This is a genomic window from Bartonella sp. AA56HLJMS, from assembly GCF_042197145.1.
Classification (GTDB): domain Bacteria; phylum Pseudomonadota; class Alphaproteobacteria; order Rhizobiales; family Rhizobiaceae; genus Bartonella.
The window spans coordinates 52,796-68,401 of record NZ_JBHIRL010000011.1; the positions used below are offsets into that span (position 1 = coordinate 52,796).

Here is a 15,606-nt window from a genome sequence, read left to right on the forward strand (position 1 = left end):
TTCTTTGGAACTTCAGCAACCATTGCTTCTGTTGTGATCAGAAGGCTCGCAATTGAAGCCGCATTCTGAAGAGCAGAGCGCACAACTTTCACAGGATCAACAATTCCCAAAGCAATCAAATCACCGAATTCACCAGTTGCGGTATTGTAACCATAAGTGTCAGCATTATTTTCCAGCACTTTGCCCACAATAATAGCGGCTTCTTCACCAGCATTGCTTGCAATCTGGCGCGCTGGTGCTTGTAGAGCACGACGAACGATACTAATACCAGCTTCTTGGTCAGGATTACTTCCCTTAACGGTCAACGCATTTGCTGCACGCAACAATGCGGTACCACCACCAGCAACAATACCTTCTTCAACAGCAGCACGTGTTGCATTCAAAGCATCATCAACACGGTCTTTCTTTTCTTTCACTTCAACTTCTGTTGCACCACCCACACGGATAACAGCAACACCACCAGCGAGTTTAGCAAGTCTTTCTTGCAATTTTTCACGGTCATAGTCAGAAGTTGTTTCTTCAATCTGAGCCTTGATTTGATTGACGCGAGCAGTAATTTCAGCCTTTTGTCCAGCACCATCAATAATGGTGGTGTTTTCTTTAGAAATATTCACTTTCTTTGCACGTCCAAGCATATCCAAAGTGACATTTTCAAGTTTAATGCCCACATCTTCAGAAATAACCTGTCCGGATGTCAAGATAGCGATATCCTCTAACATTGCTTTACGACGGTCACCAAATCCAGGAGCTTTTACAGCAGCAATTTTCAAACCACCACGCAATTTGTTGACAACGAGCGTTGCCAAAGCTTCACCTTCCACATCTTCAGCGATAATGAGAAGTGGTTTTCCAGACTGAACAACAGCTTCAAGCACAGGAAGAAGAGATTGCAAATTAGACAATTTCTTTTCGTGAATGAGAATGTAAGGATCATCAAGATCAGCGACCATTTTCTCAGCATTTGTGACAAAATAAGGGGAAAGATACCCACGGTCAAATTGCATTCCTTCAACGACTTCTAATTCCGTTTCAGCGGTTTTAGCTTCTTCCACGGTAATGACGCCTTCATTGCCCACTTTTTCCATAGCATCAGCGATCATTTTACCGATTTCAGCAGCGCCATTAGCGGAAATTGTTCCCACCTGTGCAATTTCTGCTGAAGTTTGGATTTTTTTTGCTTTTTTGAAGAGGTTTGCCACCACTTCTTCAACAGCAGCATCAATCCCACGTTTAAGATCCATTGGGTTCATGCCCGCAGCAACAGCTTTAACACCTTCTTGCACAATAGCTTGTCCTAAAACAGTTGCTGTTGTTGTTCCATCACCAGCGATATCATTGGTTTTAGAAGCAACTTCGCGCAACATTTGTGCACCCATATTTTCGAACTTATCTTCCAGTTCGATTTCCTTTGCAACGGATACACCATCTTTTGTGATACGAGGCGCACCGAATGATTTATCAATCACCACATTGCGACCTTTAGGGCCGAGTGTCACCTTAACAGCATTAGCAAGGATGTCGACACCGCGCAACAAACGCTCACGCGCTTCACGGCCAAATTTGACTTCTTTAGCAGCCATTTAATTTCTCCTTGGAGTTTTCTCAAAATAGTACACAATGAAAAACTAAGTGCTTCAATTAGCCCATAATTCCCATAATGTCAGATTCTTTCATGATGAGGAGGTCTTCCCCATTAATCTTGACTTCAGTTCCAGACCATTTTCCAAACAAAATACGGTCTCCTGTTTTGACTTCTAAAGGCACGCGCTTTCCGTTATCATCGAGAGCGCCATTGCCAACAGCAATCACTTCGCCTTCTTGGGGTTTTTCTTTTGCTGTATCAGGGATGATAATCCCACCAGCCGTTTTATTTTCAGATTCAACCCGACGGACAACGACACGGTCGTGAAGTGGGCGGAATTGTATATTAGCCATGTTTTAAATCCTTAAAACTGAACATAATTGAATTAATCTTAAAAGTTCTTGCTAGCACTCTCAAATTACGAGTGCTAGCATGTGTTAGATATAAAATCGGCATCTCTCAATGTCAAGAATAGCCATAAAAATAATTTCTCTAAATGAAGCTTCAAAGTCTTGCCTCTTATTGCACTTTCGCGTTATCTATCTTTTTTGAGAACCCGTGAACAAAAAAGGATCTTATCATGGTTGAAACACGTCAGGAAACGGATAGCTTTGGAACGATTTCGGTACGTCAAGATCGTTATTGGGGCGCACAAACTGAACGTTCTCTGCATAATTTTAATATTGGCAGTGAAAAGCAGCCTCTTGCCATCATCTATGCCTTAGTCCTTGTCAAAAAAGCAGCAGCGATTGTAAATATGGGCAAAGGAAAACTACCAGAAAATATTGGAAAAGCAATTATTGCCGCCGCTGATGAAGTGCTTGCTGGCGATTTTGATACGCATTTTCCACTGTCCGTCTGGCAAACAGGTTCTGGCACACAAAGCAATATGAATGTCAATGAAGTCATTGCTAATCGTGCTAGTAAGATTTTGGGAGGAAAACTTGGAAGCAAAAAACCAGTTCATCCCAATGACCATGTCAACATGAGCCAATCATCGAACGATTCCTTTCCCACGGCGCTTCACATTGCCACCACGTTGCAAACACGCCAACACTTACTGCCAATCCTTGAAGCTCTTATTGCGACATTAAAACAAAAAGAGCAAGAATTTGCAGATATCATTAAAATCGGCCGCACCCATACGCAAGATGCAACCCCTTTAACCTTAGGGCAAGAATTTTCAGGCTATCGTGCCGCATTAGAAGCCAATTTTCAGCGTATTGAAAATGCTCTAACCGATGTCCAAATGCTTGCTCAAGGTGGTACGGCTGTTGGCACAGGGCTGAATGCGCCAAAAGGTTTTGACGTTGCTTTTGCGCAAACAGTGAGCACTCTCACAGAAATAACGTTCCAAACTGCCAGCAATAAATTTGAAGCACTTGCCCATCATGGTGCCCTTGCGCATTTCCACGGGAGCTTGAATGCTCTCGCTGCTGATCTGTTTAAAATTGCCAATGACATTCGGTTTTTAGGCTCTGGTCCACGTTCCGGTTTAGGGGAACTCAGTCTTCCTGAAAATGAACCAGGCTCTTCTATTATGCCCGGCAAAGTCAACCCCACGCAATGTGAAGCCTTAACCATGGTCGCATGCCAAGTTTTTGGTAATCACACCAGCGTAACCTTTGCCGCAAGCCAAGGACATTTTGAACTCAACGTTTATAAACCTGTTATTGGCTATAACGTTTTACAATCAATTACCCTTCTTGGTGATTGCATGCGTTCTTTTGATATGCATTGCATTCAAGGATTACGAGCCAATCGTGTTCATATTCACTCACTCATGGAGCGCTCACTCATGTTAGTCACAGCTCTTGCACCAGAAATTGGCTATGAAAAAGCTGCTGAAATTGCCAAAGCAGCGCATAAAAATGATACAACTTTGCGCACCGAAGCATTAAAAGCAGGTGTTTTTGTAGAGGATTATGACCGATTAGTTGATCCTAAAAAGATGATTGCTCCCCAATAAACAACCCACTAAAAAAGATGCAAACATCTTAAAACAAATCTTTCTGTCAAAAGATCGGGGTGTTTACACCCCGATGATGACCGATAACAATTACCCACAGCGTTCATTTTAGGCTCTGAGCCGCATTTATGCTATGGGTGGTTTTGTTGCTTATATTGTACTTAAAAGGCACAACGGTTTTGCAAAGGCATGGATAGTCATAGCTCAACACCCAATGGCTATACTGGCAGAAAGTGATTTAAATGGATATGACCTTAAGGTGTTTTTCATTCTAGCTTCGCGTTTTGATTTTGAAAATCTATTAGCTATCAACCAAACAGAATGAGCTCAAAAAAATCGGTATTAATAGACATAATTTCAATCGAAGTATAAAAAGATTAATGAATTCATCGTAGTTACGCTTTACAATGTTATCATTATTGATAACATTGGGTAGATAACTCTTATCTCAATGAGATAATGTGTTTATTTATAATGATAATCTAGCGTTATCCATATTGAACGAGAATCCTAAAGACCGTAAGATTTTCTCATTTTAAATCGGTCCCATGTTGCATCAATCAAAATCACTGACTTGCACATCACAAACGCAATGAATATGTGAATAGAAATTGTATCCGATAAGGACTACAAACGCCTCTAATGAACCACCTCAAGTGCCAAGGACTGTCACAACACCCCACGAACTGGCAAATATAGTAATGGTACCGGCTTGCTCCTTTATGAAGCGTAAAAGAGGTGCTCAATAGATTTATCTATTATACCATTCACAATCGCTGTCATGAAATGGGTTTAGGAACATTGAGAAATGTCTCTTTTATGAAGCGTGAAGATGGGGGTGCTCAATAGAGGAACAGCTGCTGAAACAATCAGCTCTCTAACGGGGATATCCTTGACAGCTCGCAAGAAATTGGAGGCATTTGCCCATTATAGCGCCCTCACCCATTTCCACAAAAACCTGAATGGCACGCGCTAATCTCTTTAAAATCGCCAACGACTTTCAGTTTTTAGGCTCTCATCCACGTTCTGGCTTTAAGTGAACGGAACGGAGAGTTTATCCGTTTTACATGGCGCATAAGAAACCTCATGAGACTTGAGATTCTCGCACTTTACTCCTTCTTATTCTTCGTATTCCATTCAATCAATCAAAACTATTCGCTTGGATTATCATAAGCAAAAGTGGCATATAGATAAAAAAGAAATAAAGTCGCTCATCCCCTCAAGTGCTCAAAAGGCTATCGCAATACAAAGCTATGCAATATCAGAAACGAGCAAAGAATATGATGGTGCCAATATGCATTTTTTACGATCAATTGAATATGTAAGCACATTGATGTCAATCATAATGGATAATACATTTAATAACAAAAAGTGTTTTAATATATATAAAATAATGTTTTTTTAATAAGTAAAAAGCTTGTTTACTATACTATAATTTTTTCTAAAACACAGAGAACACTGAAGGCGTATAAAAAAATCCTGAAAAATCAATATAACCGCGGGATAATAGCATGAAAACAAGTTTCAAGAACGCTTAAATATGGATAATTATAGAGTTTTTGAGTGTTTTAGTTTTCATAATGATATTAAGTATAGATTTTTTTAACCAATTCGTATATAATACGATTTGTATCTGAAATAAATTGGGGACGTTTTTATGAAAACAAAATGTTTAGTTGCACTATCTATTTTCACCTTCATTACCGCTTCAACAGCGCAAGCAGCAGATACGGTAATCTTTAAGCAATCAGAACCGAAGGTTTCATTGCAAGATGTTTCATCGTCACGTATTTCACCGGTTACTGTTTCTGCGCCTTTTTCTTGGTCTGGTTTTTATTTTGGAGGACAAATTGGATATTTTTCCAATAAAAATACTCTAAATTACGCACAAGAAGCCAGGGACGGAAAATGGGCTTTGGTTGATAGAGATTTATCACCGAAACTATCAGGATTGAGAGCAGGTTTGTATGCAGGTTCTAATATTGATCTGGGAGATCTTGTTTTCAGTTTTGATACCGACATGGTCTGGTCTGGGAGGAAAAGCACCCAAACAGACAATGGAAAGAAAATTCTAGATGAATCAAACTCCATTAACATTGCCTTTAAAAAAGCTGGGATTCCTATCATAAAACCTGCAGCTCAGGGTGAAACGATATCCAACTATGGTGACATTATTGTTAGCAGTGTAACATTGAAAGAAACGTGGTCTGGTGCCACGCGCGCGCGTATAGGTTTTGCTTCCCATCGTCTTATGCCTTATATTGCAGGGGGTATAGCCTATAGACAGATGCAATATATCATGTCACTTTTATCAAAATCGCAAGAAGATTCGACAATTTTTGCTTCTGGCAATGTGTTAGATGAGACAAAAACAATGTTTGGTTACACTGTTGGTGGTGGTTTTGATCTTGCAATGACAGATAATATCATTATGCGGACAGAATATCGTTATTCAGATTTTTTTAAAAAGAAATTTGCAAACGATAACCTTAAAATCTCTTCTCAAACGCATGATGTTCGCTTTGGTATCGCTTATAAATTCTAAGTTTTGTAGAAAAATTGAACGATTAAAAAACCCTGTTAAAAACGGGGTTTTTTAATGCCCCTTTCCCCCTAAAAAGACGTAGATTCTAAAAACCTGTACTAAACTTTAAACAAATAGTCACGAAACAATAAAGCCTCTCCCTCTCTTAAAGCAAGCTCCTATCCTCTCAGCCTTTCATGTAATGCCTTTGGAATATAAAGCTTTACCATCATACCACTGGGCGCCATCGTAAAATAAATGAGAGCCGTTATTTAAGAGATATTTCTTTAAAATAAATATGGATATTGTGCATCAATTGCAGTTTTATAAGATGATGTTGACTTGGCCTCCCCGCTCTTAAAGGATAAAGATTCTAAACACCCATTTTTAAACACCATGTCCGTTTATAAAAGCACAAAAACCCTTGGAGACTCTTGGGGGATATTGGGCGGGCTTCTTTGGGTTCCTCCTCATGGAATGCCCTTAAATCTCAAGCAAGACAAACACTGAAGAATATCCAACACACACCGAAAAAAATACTGTAACGTTTCAAGGAAGTATGCCCTATATGACCACACTTCAAACGACAGTATTTTACCGCTATTGTATGCCAGAGTGGAGAGAGGATATTGCGGTTCTCTGTTTATGTAATTTCTATAACGGGGAGACAGCTTCATTTAGGGAGCACATGAAGTTGTCAAGGTAAAAACCAATTTCCAATCTTACCATTTCCCTCTGCTTTACGACTTTCAAAAGCCTCTAAAGCATAATCTTTTAAGCCTCTCATGCTCCTGTCTTTTAAAGAGTGGAGATTACGCACTACCCCATGCTTTTGTTGCTCACATATCTTTTTGGCGATCACGCCCCTCATGTCATACGACAACGCTTCAAACCAAACACACTAAAATTCAAGACACTTGGGTTGCCAATTCACATGCGTGTTTTAAAGAAACAGCTCTCAAAACCCTCAAGCCCATTTTGCGACAGCACCTACAAGAATATAAAATCTATAGAGCACCATCTCTACACTTCATAAAAGTGCAAGCAGGCACCCCCCCCCATCCATCATACACTTTAACCTCCAATGATGCCCTTGAAACGGTTCATAAGAGGCATTTTTATTCATTTTTTGTAAAATTTCACTCCACGCGAGCTCATCTAGCTTGTAACGTACAAGCGACATGATTTTAGTTGATTTACTATAAACAGACTTGAAATGAAAGAATCCTACCGTATTCAATGTTTTTCATTCAACATACAAAACATTGAATACGGTCTATAAATCCCACGTTTTATAACCCCCATGTTTTATAAAACAACGTGATGCGCCATAATAGGATAAAGGAAAATATTTATGAAGTGGTGCGGGTGGTCGGACTCGAACCGACACTCCTCTCGGAACCAGATTTTGAGTCTGGCGCGTCTACCAGTTCCACCACACCCGCACACTGCTATAAAAGACAGGACTATAAAAGACAGACTTGTCGATTATTCCTTTGCACTATATGAAGAAGAACAGATTCGTCAACAGAAGACTTCTCATTTTTTAAGAATTCATATCATTTTCTTATCTATTTTATGAAATACTTTCTTTATTGGATTTCTCTACCGGATTTATAGCAATCTCATTTGTAAAGTCTTTACCTCTTAAACTTATAAAAAGCCTCATGATATTAAACAAATTAAAGCTTTGGACGATTTCTTTAGCAAATCGGCGTACAGCACCACACTGGCTTGGTTTCATTGCCTTTATTGAAAGTTCTGTTTTTCCAATTCCCATAGATGTTTTATATATTCCGATGCTTCTTATCCATCAAAAGCGGGTTTATCGCTATGCTTTGATTGCGACAATCTGTTCTGTATTAGGAGGCATTGCCGGTTGGTTTATCGGACATTTTGCCTATGATACCCTTGCCAAACCCATTTTAGAAATTTATGGTAAGGTTGAAAGTTTTGAATCTCTGAAAAATAGTGCAACCCTGCAGTTTCTCATCATTTTACTGATAACATCAGGTTTTTTTCATCTTCCCCCCATCAAGATTGTCACAATTTTGGCCGGTGTTATGAGTGTGCGTCTTGAATTTTTCATTCTTATTTGTATTTTTTCCAGAGGCGCTCGTTTTTATCTTCTCGCGTGGCTGATTAAACATTTTGGGCAAAAAGCAATGAATTTTCTAGTACAGCATTTTAAATGGATTGTTCTCATTGGTTGTGTTAGCCTCCTTTTAATTTATGGGATTTTCATAGCTTTTTTAAACAGGAAGCTTTTATAAGGAACAGACTTAATGGCATGCGTTTTGTCTTCTCACCCACTTTTACACAAACACCTTCATCTTGAACCCAGCAGAAAAGAACAAAGTTTATGGGCTTTTTTTCTCGCTTTTTGCTTGTCTGCCACAATAGGGATTGCCCTTGGTTTTGAATATTTCGGAGGATATCTTCCTTGCGATTTATGTCTCATAGAGCGTTTTCCCTATTATGGTGCCATACCATTTTTGCTCTTAGCAGGTTTTGGGGCATGTTTTTTTCGCATAACTGCTTGGATACAACTTTTATTTTTGTGTGTTTTTGTCTTAATGTGCATCAGCCTTGTTTTAGCCGTTTATCATGCGGGTGTTGAATATGGCTTTTGGGCAGCTCCCCTCAGCTGTGGTTTAAGCGCAGTCAGAAAAACCTCAGACATTAACCAGCTGCTTAACCAATTAAACAACATTCATCCCCCTTCTTGTTCTGAAGCATCCGCACGCTTTCTTTTTCTCTCATTTGCCGGTTGGAATGTCGTCTCAAGCCTATTTTTCTCCCTTATAAGCCTCTATATCGCTTCAAAAGGAATTCTTTCAGTCCATAAAAAACTCTAACCATAAAATAGAAACGAAACCGCGTGCACTCGTTCTCTCCAATAGCTTCCCCTCTAACCAACCAACCCTCCAGTCACCAATCCCCACCCAAAACCACCCACCGCCAAACCAACCCACCCACACCAACGAGTCACCAACATCCCTCCTCTAGCGTTGTACTCAAAAGACAAAAATAAGCAGATACATCCATTTTATGGTTTCACCTCTCTGTACTTATAAGCAACATTTTGATAAAAACTCGTGATAGAAAAGCCGTAAAATAATAAGTGAGGGGACCAATAAATATAAATGGTCTGCTATGGCTGAAGATAAGAACACAGAGCCTTCTACCCTATCACCTATTTCCTTAGATATAACCAAACTTGAAGAACCATGTGTTATGATGGAACATGATCATAATGCATGGCGTGAGCATATAAAAGAAAGGGATTTAAATGCGCCTTACGAAAAACCACCTCATATAAAACCACGAATCAAATCGGCACCACGCATCAGGCAAGTTTTTTGGTGTGATTTTCCTCATGATTCGATACTCCCTGAATTTTGGAAAAAGCGGCCTGTTTTAGTGCTTTCTAAGAATGCAAAATTATATGGAAATGTGACAGTTTTACCTTTTTCAACGAAATCACAACCCAATAATCCCGCTGCGTATCCAATACAATCTCCCATAGAGAATAAAAAAGCATGGATTATCTGCAATTATGTCACAACAGTTTCTGTAAGTCGTTTAAGTTGCTCACGTACCGTTCCAAGATTATCCTGCGAAGATTTTCATAAAGTTGTAGCTCTGATGCTTAAATATTTACCGCATTTACACTATTGACTTTTGAGAAAAATAAGTGTATCTATATCACCATACACGGCATCAGTAATGGTGGCCGCTTCCCCGCAAGGGGAGATAGGAACGAAGGAGTGGGAAACCGCTCCTTTCGTCATTTTTGGTATTTTTTTGAAAACTGCCATTTTTTGCAACCTTCCCTAGAACATATCCAACATTCATTCTCCACCGTTGTTGTTTTGCTCCACCGTTGTTGTTTTGAAATATCTGCGATTTGGGGTAAGCAGAAGACAATATCCACACCTTGGATCCGGTAAAGTTTCCCATGGAGATTACCGAGATATTGTACATACTTATCATTTCATTGCACAAAAAATCGTGCTGCCGTTGCTTAAACTTTATATGATTTTCCGCAATGGGAATATCTTTCCAAGATTGAAAAAAAGCTTCGCTTTATATGACCACACCTCAAACGATTGTATTTTACGAGATAACAAAGAAAATTCTCTAATAAACCAGAAATCAACACCCAACCGATTTCTATCTCTTCACCAAAAACAATTGTTTATTGCCCTAACCACATTATTTCACCGGTCACACGAGCTAACATAGCTTTTGCAGATAGATTTTCTTCCCTCTTCTCCGAAAAACGATATATGTTAAGCTATTTTGGGATTTACTGCTGAACTGCTTATGCTTGCACTTTGAATGCCTTTTTTCTCACCATATAAAAGGTAGATAAAAAAATAATTTCGTTTATCAGCTTTATTTTAAAGACACACCTATTTTTACAGGATACGTTTTCCTTTCTATCAACCCTATCACATTTAATACACTTGTCGTTTCTAAACATGAACAACCAAGCATCACAATGGAACAATAGACACCCATCACTTTCATGGGCACTTGCATTGACAAGAGATAAACAAGAGCATTGATCACCACACACGGAGCAAAAGTCTATAGCGACTACGCCATAGACTTTCGCCACGCAAGGGTTATTCTTAAAGCATATTTATGATGAGATAATCATTTATGACATCCTTTTTGTTACGCCAAAGAACGGGTTTTGCTAACGAGTTTTACTATTGTGCAAATTTTTCAAGAGAAATCCTCATTCGCTCATAGATGACAAGATTTCTTTATGGAGAGCGCACATGACGCTCAGCTTTGACCTTTTCCATAACAAGGGTAAGTTCAAACTTTAACCAACACGACAATACACCTACTCTAAACGATTTATGTACCACCTCATCCGCAACACATTGCCAAATATCCGTACATTTCCTCGAAAAATTTTCACACTTTTACGCATAGTAAAAAAAAGATTAACTTTAATCATGTTGCACTCCATTTTAATTGATTTGGATTTTAAAATGCCCAAAAAAATCAAACAAAAATAGAGAGGTAAGTTACGAAAACTACAGGGTAAATTTTACTGCCCCAAAATGTCTATTTTCCCCCGCCTGAACAGTCAGAGGAACACTATAAAAATTATTTTTATTGAAAAACAATTACTTATAATCCAGGGAAGAAAAGTAAAAATCTCCCCCAGAAAAAGAGATTACCTTCAAAATTATCAAAAAAAGCAGCACAATTTTAGTGATCTTTTATTTTTTTTCTTTTGATCAAAGAGAGCTGGCAGGTGTCTTAGGAGCCCCTCCGGTAGGTTCCCAATTCGCAACAGCCGCTAATTCCTCAATGAGCTTCTCTCTTGGTAAATTATTATCATCCACCAACTTGTACTGAACGGCATGTTCACTAAGCCACTTTATAAGCGTTCCTTTAACAGTTTTACCACCCTCAGCCTCACTCACCGCTTCCCATGCTGCAACAATAGCAGCAAGCTTTGGAGCATAACGTGGATGCGTTGGATCTTGAAACGCATAATATTTCTGATCCTTAGTCTCAGCAGAATCATCCTCAGGGAAAAAAATGGAGGGTACAGACCACGCGATGAAAGCCATTCTTTTAAATCATCAACGCGAACATATGAGGAATCTGCATCTATAAAATCCGAAAAATTATAGTACGACCATTCTATCTCTAATCGATTGCTTTTTCCCGCTTGAACGATAGCATGATAGGCTGCACGGAAATTAGCAGTTTTCTCTGATGATACGGAAAGGTTATCTTCGTAAATATCACTTTTTTCTGGTTCTAATTTGTTGACAAACAAATACTTTCCTGGATTTAATCCAACTATTAAAAGCGCTGCCTGCAGTATTGTTAGTTTTTCAGAAAGCCGCCAAAATTTCAAACCATCACTATTTTCCATATATGCTCCCTTTTTTTCTGCACAATTTCGCTCTTTTTTAAAAACATCAAAAACGTTTGTTAACGTGTAGAGATTATGCACTTTTCACATTTCAACTCATCCCATACTTTAAATAAAAACACAGCACCCACACTCCTCCTTGTGATACACAAGAAAATGATTTGAATTGATTTAAGATAAGAAGTTTTGAAGTGAGAGGAATCCTACTGAATTTTGGGCTTTCATACAAGATATCAGGCAAGTTACAAGGCGATAAATGCCCCTTCATAAAGCATAAATTTTTATGCGTGATCAAACAATTTGATATGGTAATATCTCTTTCATTTATGCACCCCCACCCTTAAACCTGCCCCTGCAATCACAGCACAAAAGATAATTCGTTACACGCTAACAAATCCACCTAAATGCAAAAGCTGTAACAACGCTAAAATGCGCGTAAATATCATAAGAATACTGTCTTACACCTCCACAAGCAGAATGAGTGGCGTAAAACTGTACAATAAAATGTCATGCCTATAATGAACAGTGCTAAAGACTGTCGCAACACTGGGAGCTAAGGTGTATGATGATGCCGGCTTGCTCTTTTATGAAGCGTAAAGATTAAGAAGACTCAATGGAGTTTATATTATTTCATGGAAATTTTGCCGCTCTACCCTTCTATACTCTTCACGGGGGCCCCCTCGCGAAATGGGCTTTTATCCCTTGAATAAAGATCTCCTTTAAAGAATCATTTCAAATTCTAAGAGCTGTTACAGTCTTTTGAACGCATCGAATGAATGATGATGCTAGCTTATTCCTTTCCTATATTCTCGAGCATCAATACATTGAAATGCTCCATTCAAACGCCCCTTTAGCAAAATAAAGCACATTGTCTCTTAAATTTTTTCACGTAATCATTTCTCTCATGCGCCCCTGTCGTCTCCATTTGATAAATCTCCTTGTACTTTCTCAGCATCCCATCACCTTTTTTCTCAGTGCAACCTTTTTGCAATTTTTCAGTTTTGAACTTTTAGATTGACTTTCGGTTTATTTTTCTTATGTTTTAGAATTATTCTAAAGTGCAGAGGAACAGAAAATGTTGAGATCGTTTTTTTCATTTGTACAACGTAAAGCTCTGTCCTTTCGTTCAGCACAAAACGTGATACTTAAAGCGCTCAAATTAAAAGAGCAACATGCGGCGCTCTATTTAAAATATGCAAAAGCTCTAGAACCTTATTCCTCTAAGGAAGCCGCGGTTTTTACCGCCATGGGGCTTCAAGAGCTTAAAAATTATAAGCAACTTTTGTGCCTTTCTTGCCATAATCGTGCAAACACTATCGGTTCATTATGTGACAAAACTTCTCTTGTGAAAGGCAAGAACCGCCATCCCTCCCAAAAAACAACAGCGGCAAATCACACCATAAAAAAACCTTCGAAAACGCAAAGACAAACACTTTTGACTTGGATTCAACCAGGTCTTGCAGGGTTAATGGATGGCTCTGTCTCTACCCTTGCCCCCATTTTTGCCGCAGCTTTTGCCACGGGAGACACGCATCAAACTTTTTTGATAGGGCTCTCAGCTTCAATTGGTGCAGGGCTTTCAATGGGTTTCACAGAAGCAGCCCATGATGACGGAAAATTATCAGGACGTGGTTCGCCATTAAAAAGAGGTCTTGCCAGCGGCATTATGACAACATTAGGAGGACTAGGTCATACTCTTCCCTATTTGATCAACTCTTTTTATGTAGCGACAATTATTGCTTTTATCATTGTTTTTTTCGAACTAGGCGCCATCGTCTGGATTCAGAACAAATACATGTCCACTCCCTTTTGGCGCGCCTCTTTACAGGTCATCATTGGGGGAGCTCTGGTTTTTGCCACGGGTATTCTTATCGGTAGTATCTAAAAAATCTTATCTGTAACCACAATTTAGATCTCAAATAAGCGCATGCCCCTAGGCATAAGCCATCCTTGATGATGCCATTATTGAAAAATGCCATTGATAATGTTAGGTGGTGTTGTGGAATATTTTAGGTCAGTAAGAGATGATAAGCAAGCTCTGGGGACAACCTATATCCACACACCTTTATCGACTTGGTTTTATAGATATCTTTTGTTAAAGTATCATTTTCTTCTAGACCTCATATTTTGGAAATGCCTCGATCATGTCGCACACTGAAACCAACGCCTCTCTAAACAATCATCCTGTCTCTTCTCAATCTTCACATGCCCAGACTTTATTTGTTCAGCGTCTTGCACACGGACAAGGTTTAGAACTTCCTTGCTACGCGACAGCGGGTTCTGCGGGTCTTGATCTACGGGCAGCAATTGGAGAAGAAGAAACGCTTGTTCTTGCCCCTGGGCAGCGGGCGCTTATTCCAACAGGTCTCATTTTTCATTTATCTCTTGGGTTTGAAGCACAAATACGTCCACGCTCTGGCTTAGCCTTAAAACACGGCATCACATGCCTCAACACTCCAGGAACGATTGATAGTGACTACCGTGGTGAGGTCAAAGTCCTTCTTATCAATTTAGGACAAGAAGACTTTTCCATCCAACGAGGCATGCGCATTGCCCAAACAGTCATCGCTCCCGTATCCCAAGTCAATGTTTGCGCCATTGAACCAGAGCAAAGTACCCAAAACCATAACGAGAGCCGTGGAACAGGAGGTTTTGGTTCAACGGGACACACTTAAGAAGCTCTGAAAAAATCGCTATCCTTAAAATAACACACACACTTATTCCAACCACTCTTTCACTTAAAACCCCTTGGGCTTTTAAAGTACACAAGGAGTGCGCATTTGCTTTCAAAGTTTTTTCACTAAACGCCCCTCTAAACAAGTATCCTTACTCTTCTCCTGTCTCTTCTCGATCTTCACATCCCCTGACTTTATCCGTTCAGTGTCTTGCACTTGGGACAAGATTTAGAACTTCCTCACTACACAACGGCTGGTTCTGCTGGTCTTGGATTTACAAGCAGCAATTGGTAAAGAAGAAACACTGGTTCTTGCCCCTGAGCAGCGGACACTTATTCCAACAGGTCTCAATTTTTCATTTATCACGTGGGGCTTGTGAAGCACGCATCCGTCCACGCTCTGGCTTAGCCTTAAAACACGGGCATTACATGCCTCAACACTCCAAGAACGATTGAGTGTGACTATCCGGAAGTGAAGTCAAACTCTTTCTTATCAATTTAGGCCAAGAAGACTTTTCCATTTAAACGGGGCATGCGCGCCATTGCCCAAACAGTCATCGCCCCTGTATCCCAAGTTAATGTTTGCGCCATTGAACCAGAGCAAAATACCCAAAGCCATAACGAGAGCCGTGGAACAGGAGGTTTTGGTTCAACGGGACACACTTAAGAAGCTCTGAAAAATCGCTACTCTCAAAATAACACATACCCAACCACTCTTTCACTGGAAATTCTTTGAGCTTTTAAAGTGCAGAAGGAGTGCGCATTTGCTTTCAAAGTTTTTTCACTAAACGCACCTCTAAACAAGCATCTCTCAATTACGTCTCGTGCACTATACAAAACTTCATTATCACCAGATACCCCTCCCCCATAACAAAAACATTGGCACTAACCATTGAGCGTTCACACACTGCTTGTAATGTCGACAATCTATACATCATACTGG

The 15,606-nt window shown here is 39.6% G+C and carries 14 protein-coding genes, 1 tRNA gene and 2 pseudogenes; 10 read left to right on the forward strand and 7 right to left on the reverse strand.

Annotated features, from left to right (window positions below):
* Both groL and groES read right to left on the reverse strand, forming a co-directional pair.
* A partial coding sequence (gene groL, locus ACFINI_RS06910) for a chaperonin GroEL (protein WP_375647119.1) occupies positions 1-1,580 on the reverse strand: 1,580 nt, incomplete at its 3' end.
* Between the two features lie 58 nt (positions 1,581-1,638).
* Positions 1,639-1,935 carry a co-chaperone GroES gene (gene groES / locus ACFINI_RS06915; protein ID WP_005774667.1) on the reverse strand — a complete coding sequence of 99 codons (297 nt, stop codon included), beginning with the start codon at positions 1,933-1,935 and terminating at the stop codon, positions 1,639-1,641.
* A 227-nt stretch (positions 1,936-2,162) separates the two neighbouring features.
* Between groES and fumC (ACFINI_RS06920) the strand changes: the two genes are divergently transcribed.
* The 4 genes and pseudogenes from fumC (ACFINI_RS06920) (at position 2,163) to ACFINI_RS06935 (ending at position 6,096) form a co-directional block, all read left to right on the forward strand.
* Positions 2,163-3,551: a class II fumarate hydratase gene (gene fumC, locus ACFINI_RS06920; protein WP_375611602.1), complete on the forward strand. Its 1,389-nt coding sequence runs from the start codon at positions 2,163-2,165 to the stop codon at positions 3,549-3,551.
* A 133-nt stretch (positions 3,552-3,684) separates the two neighbouring features.
* On the forward strand, positions 3,685-3,876 hold the full coding sequence (locus ACFINI_RS06925; protein ID WP_375611601.1) for a hypothetical protein: 192 nt from the start codon (positions 3,685-3,687) through the stop codon (positions 3,874-3,876).
* Between the two features lie 534 nt (positions 3,877-4,410).
* A pseudogene (gene fumC, locus ACFINI_RS06930) lies at positions 4,411-4,582 on the forward strand (class II fumarate hydratase); the annotation flags it as partial.
* Between the two features lie 626 nt (positions 4,583-5,208).
* Complete coding sequence (locus ACFINI_RS06935) at positions 5,209-6,096, forward strand: outer membrane protein (RefSeq protein WP_375647122.1); 888 nt, start codon at positions 5,209-5,211, stop codon at positions 6,094-6,096.
* 676 nt (positions 6,097-6,772) lie between these two features.
* On the opposite strand, the gene ACFINI_RS06940 is transcribed toward ACFINI_RS06935, so the two are convergent.
* Together ACFINI_RS06940 and ACFINI_RS06945 are read right to left on the reverse strand one after the other, a co-directional pair.
* Positions 6,773-6,946 carry a hypothetical protein gene (locus tag ACFINI_RS06940; RefSeq protein ID WP_375647127.1) on the reverse strand — a complete coding sequence of 58 codons (174 nt, stop codon included), beginning with the start codon at positions 6,944-6,946 and terminating at the stop codon, positions 6,773-6,775.
* 489 nt (positions 6,947-7,435) lie between these two features.
* Positions 7,436-7,520, reverse strand: a tRNA-Leu gene (locus ACFINI_RS06945).
* Between the two features lie 222 nt (positions 7,521-7,742).
* Here ACFINI_RS06945 and ACFINI_RS06950 point away from each other — a divergent pair.
* The 3 genes from ACFINI_RS06950 (at position 7,743) to ACFINI_RS06960 (ending at position 9,756) form a co-directional block, all read left to right on the forward strand.
* The gene (locus ACFINI_RS06950) at positions 7,743-8,348 is read left to right on the forward strand and encodes a YqaA family protein (RefSeq protein WP_375638304.1); all 606 of its coding nucleotides are present in this window, start codon (positions 7,743-7,745) and stop codon (positions 8,346-8,348) included.
* Positions 8,349-8,360: 12 nt separating this feature from the next.
* Positions 8,361-8,933 carry a disulfide bond formation protein B gene (locus ACFINI_RS06955; protein WP_375647130.1) on the forward strand — a complete coding sequence of 191 codons (573 nt, stop codon included), beginning with the start codon at positions 8,361-8,363 and terminating at the stop codon, positions 8,931-8,933.
* 298 nt (positions 8,934-9,231) lie between these two features.
* Entirely contained in the window at positions 9,232-9,756 is a 525-nt protein-coding gene (locus ACFINI_RS06960) for a type II toxin-antitoxin system PemK/MazF family toxin (protein WP_375613249.1), read from the forward strand.
* A 42-nt stretch (positions 9,757-9,798) separates the two neighbouring features.
* Here the strand turns inward: ACFINI_RS06960 and ACFINI_RS06965 are convergent, their stop codons facing one another.
* From ACFINI_RS06965 to ACFINI_RS06975, 3 genes are all read right to left on the reverse strand, one after another.
* Positions 9,799-10,005 (reverse strand): hypothetical protein, encoded by a 207-nt coding sequence (locus tag ACFINI_RS06965; RefSeq protein WP_375630961.1) that lies wholly within the window; start codon positions 10,003-10,005, stop codon positions 9,799-9,801.
* A gap of 1,334 nt (positions 10,006-11,339) precedes the next feature.
* Positions 11,340-11,528 (reverse strand): hypothetical protein, encoded by a 189-nt coding sequence (locus ACFINI_RS06970; protein ID WP_375647132.1) that lies wholly within the window; start codon positions 11,526-11,528, stop codon positions 11,340-11,342.
* A complete protein-coding gene (locus tag ACFINI_RS06975; protein ID WP_375647134.1) occupies positions 11,525-11,989 on the reverse strand; it encodes a hypothetical protein in 465 nt (154 codons plus the stop codon). Before ACFINI_RS06975 ends, ACFINI_RS06970 begins: the two co-directional genes overlap by 4 nt.
* A gap of 1,075 nt (positions 11,990-13,064) precedes the next feature.
* Here ACFINI_RS06975 and ACFINI_RS06980 point away from each other — a divergent pair.
* The 3 genes and pseudogenes from ACFINI_RS06980 (at position 13,065) to dut (ACFINI_RS06990) (ending at position 15,330) form a co-directional block, all read left to right on the forward strand.
* A complete protein-coding gene (locus ACFINI_RS06980; protein ID WP_375631977.1) occupies positions 13,065-13,874 on the forward strand; it encodes a VIT1/CCC1 transporter family protein in 810 nt (269 codons plus the stop codon).
* A 259-nt stretch (positions 13,875-14,133) separates the two neighbouring features.
* On the forward strand, positions 14,134-14,664 hold the full coding sequence (dut, locus tag ACFINI_RS06985) for a dUTP diphosphatase (protein WP_375621587.1): 531 nt from the start codon (positions 14,134-14,136) through the stop codon (positions 14,662-14,664).
* Positions 14,665-14,852: 188 nt separating this feature from the next.
* A pseudogene (gene dut, locus ACFINI_RS06990) lies at positions 14,853-15,330 on the forward strand (dUTP diphosphatase).
* The last annotated feature ends 276 nt before the right edge of the window (positions 15,331-15,606 follow it).

What these genes read in the sequence shown, in the direction of transcription:
- groES (WP_005774667.1), bottom strand. Translation starts at nt 1,935, where the DNA reads ATGGCTAATATACAATTCCGCCCACTTCACGACCGTGTCGTTGTCCGT.
- fumC (WP_375611602.1), top strand. Translation starts at nt 2,163, where the DNA reads ATGGTTGAAACACGTCAGGAAACGGATAGCTTTGGAACGATTTCGGTA.
- ACFINI_RS06925 (WP_375611601.1), top strand. Translation starts at nt 3,685, where the DNA reads ATGGGTGGTTTTGTTGCTTATATTGTACTTAAAAGGCACAACGGTTTT.
- ACFINI_RS06935 (WP_375647122.1), top strand. Translation starts at nt 5,209, where the DNA reads ATGAAAACAAAATGTTTAGTTGCACTATCTATTTTCACCTTCATTACC.
- ACFINI_RS06940 (WP_375647127.1), bottom strand. Translation starts at nt 6,946, where the DNA reads ATGAGGGGCGTGATCGCCAAAAAGATATGTGAGCAACAAAAGCATGGG.
- ACFINI_RS06950 (WP_375638304.1), top strand. Translation starts at nt 7,743, where the DNA reads ATGATATTAAACAAATTAAAGCTTTGGACGATTTCTTTAGCAAATCGG.
- ACFINI_RS06955 (WP_375647130.1), top strand. Translation starts at nt 8,361, where the DNA reads ATGGCATGCGTTTTGTCTTCTCACCCACTTTTACACAAACACCTTCAT.
- ACFINI_RS06960 (WP_375613249.1), top strand. Translation starts at nt 9,232, where the DNA reads ATGGCTGAAGATAAGAACACAGAGCCTTCTACCCTATCACCTATTTCC.
- ACFINI_RS06975 (WP_375647134.1), bottom strand. Translation starts at nt 11,989, where the DNA reads ATGGAAAATAGTGATGGTTTGAAATTTTGGCGGCTTTCTGAAAAACTA.
- ACFINI_RS06980 (WP_375631977.1), top strand. Translation starts at nt 13,065, where the DNA reads ATGTTGAGATCGTTTTTTTCATTTGTACAACGTAAAGCTCTGTCCTTT.
- dut (WP_375621587.1), top strand. Translation starts at nt 14,134, where the DNA reads ATGTCGCACACTGAAACCAACGCCTCTCTAAACAATCATCCTGTCTCT.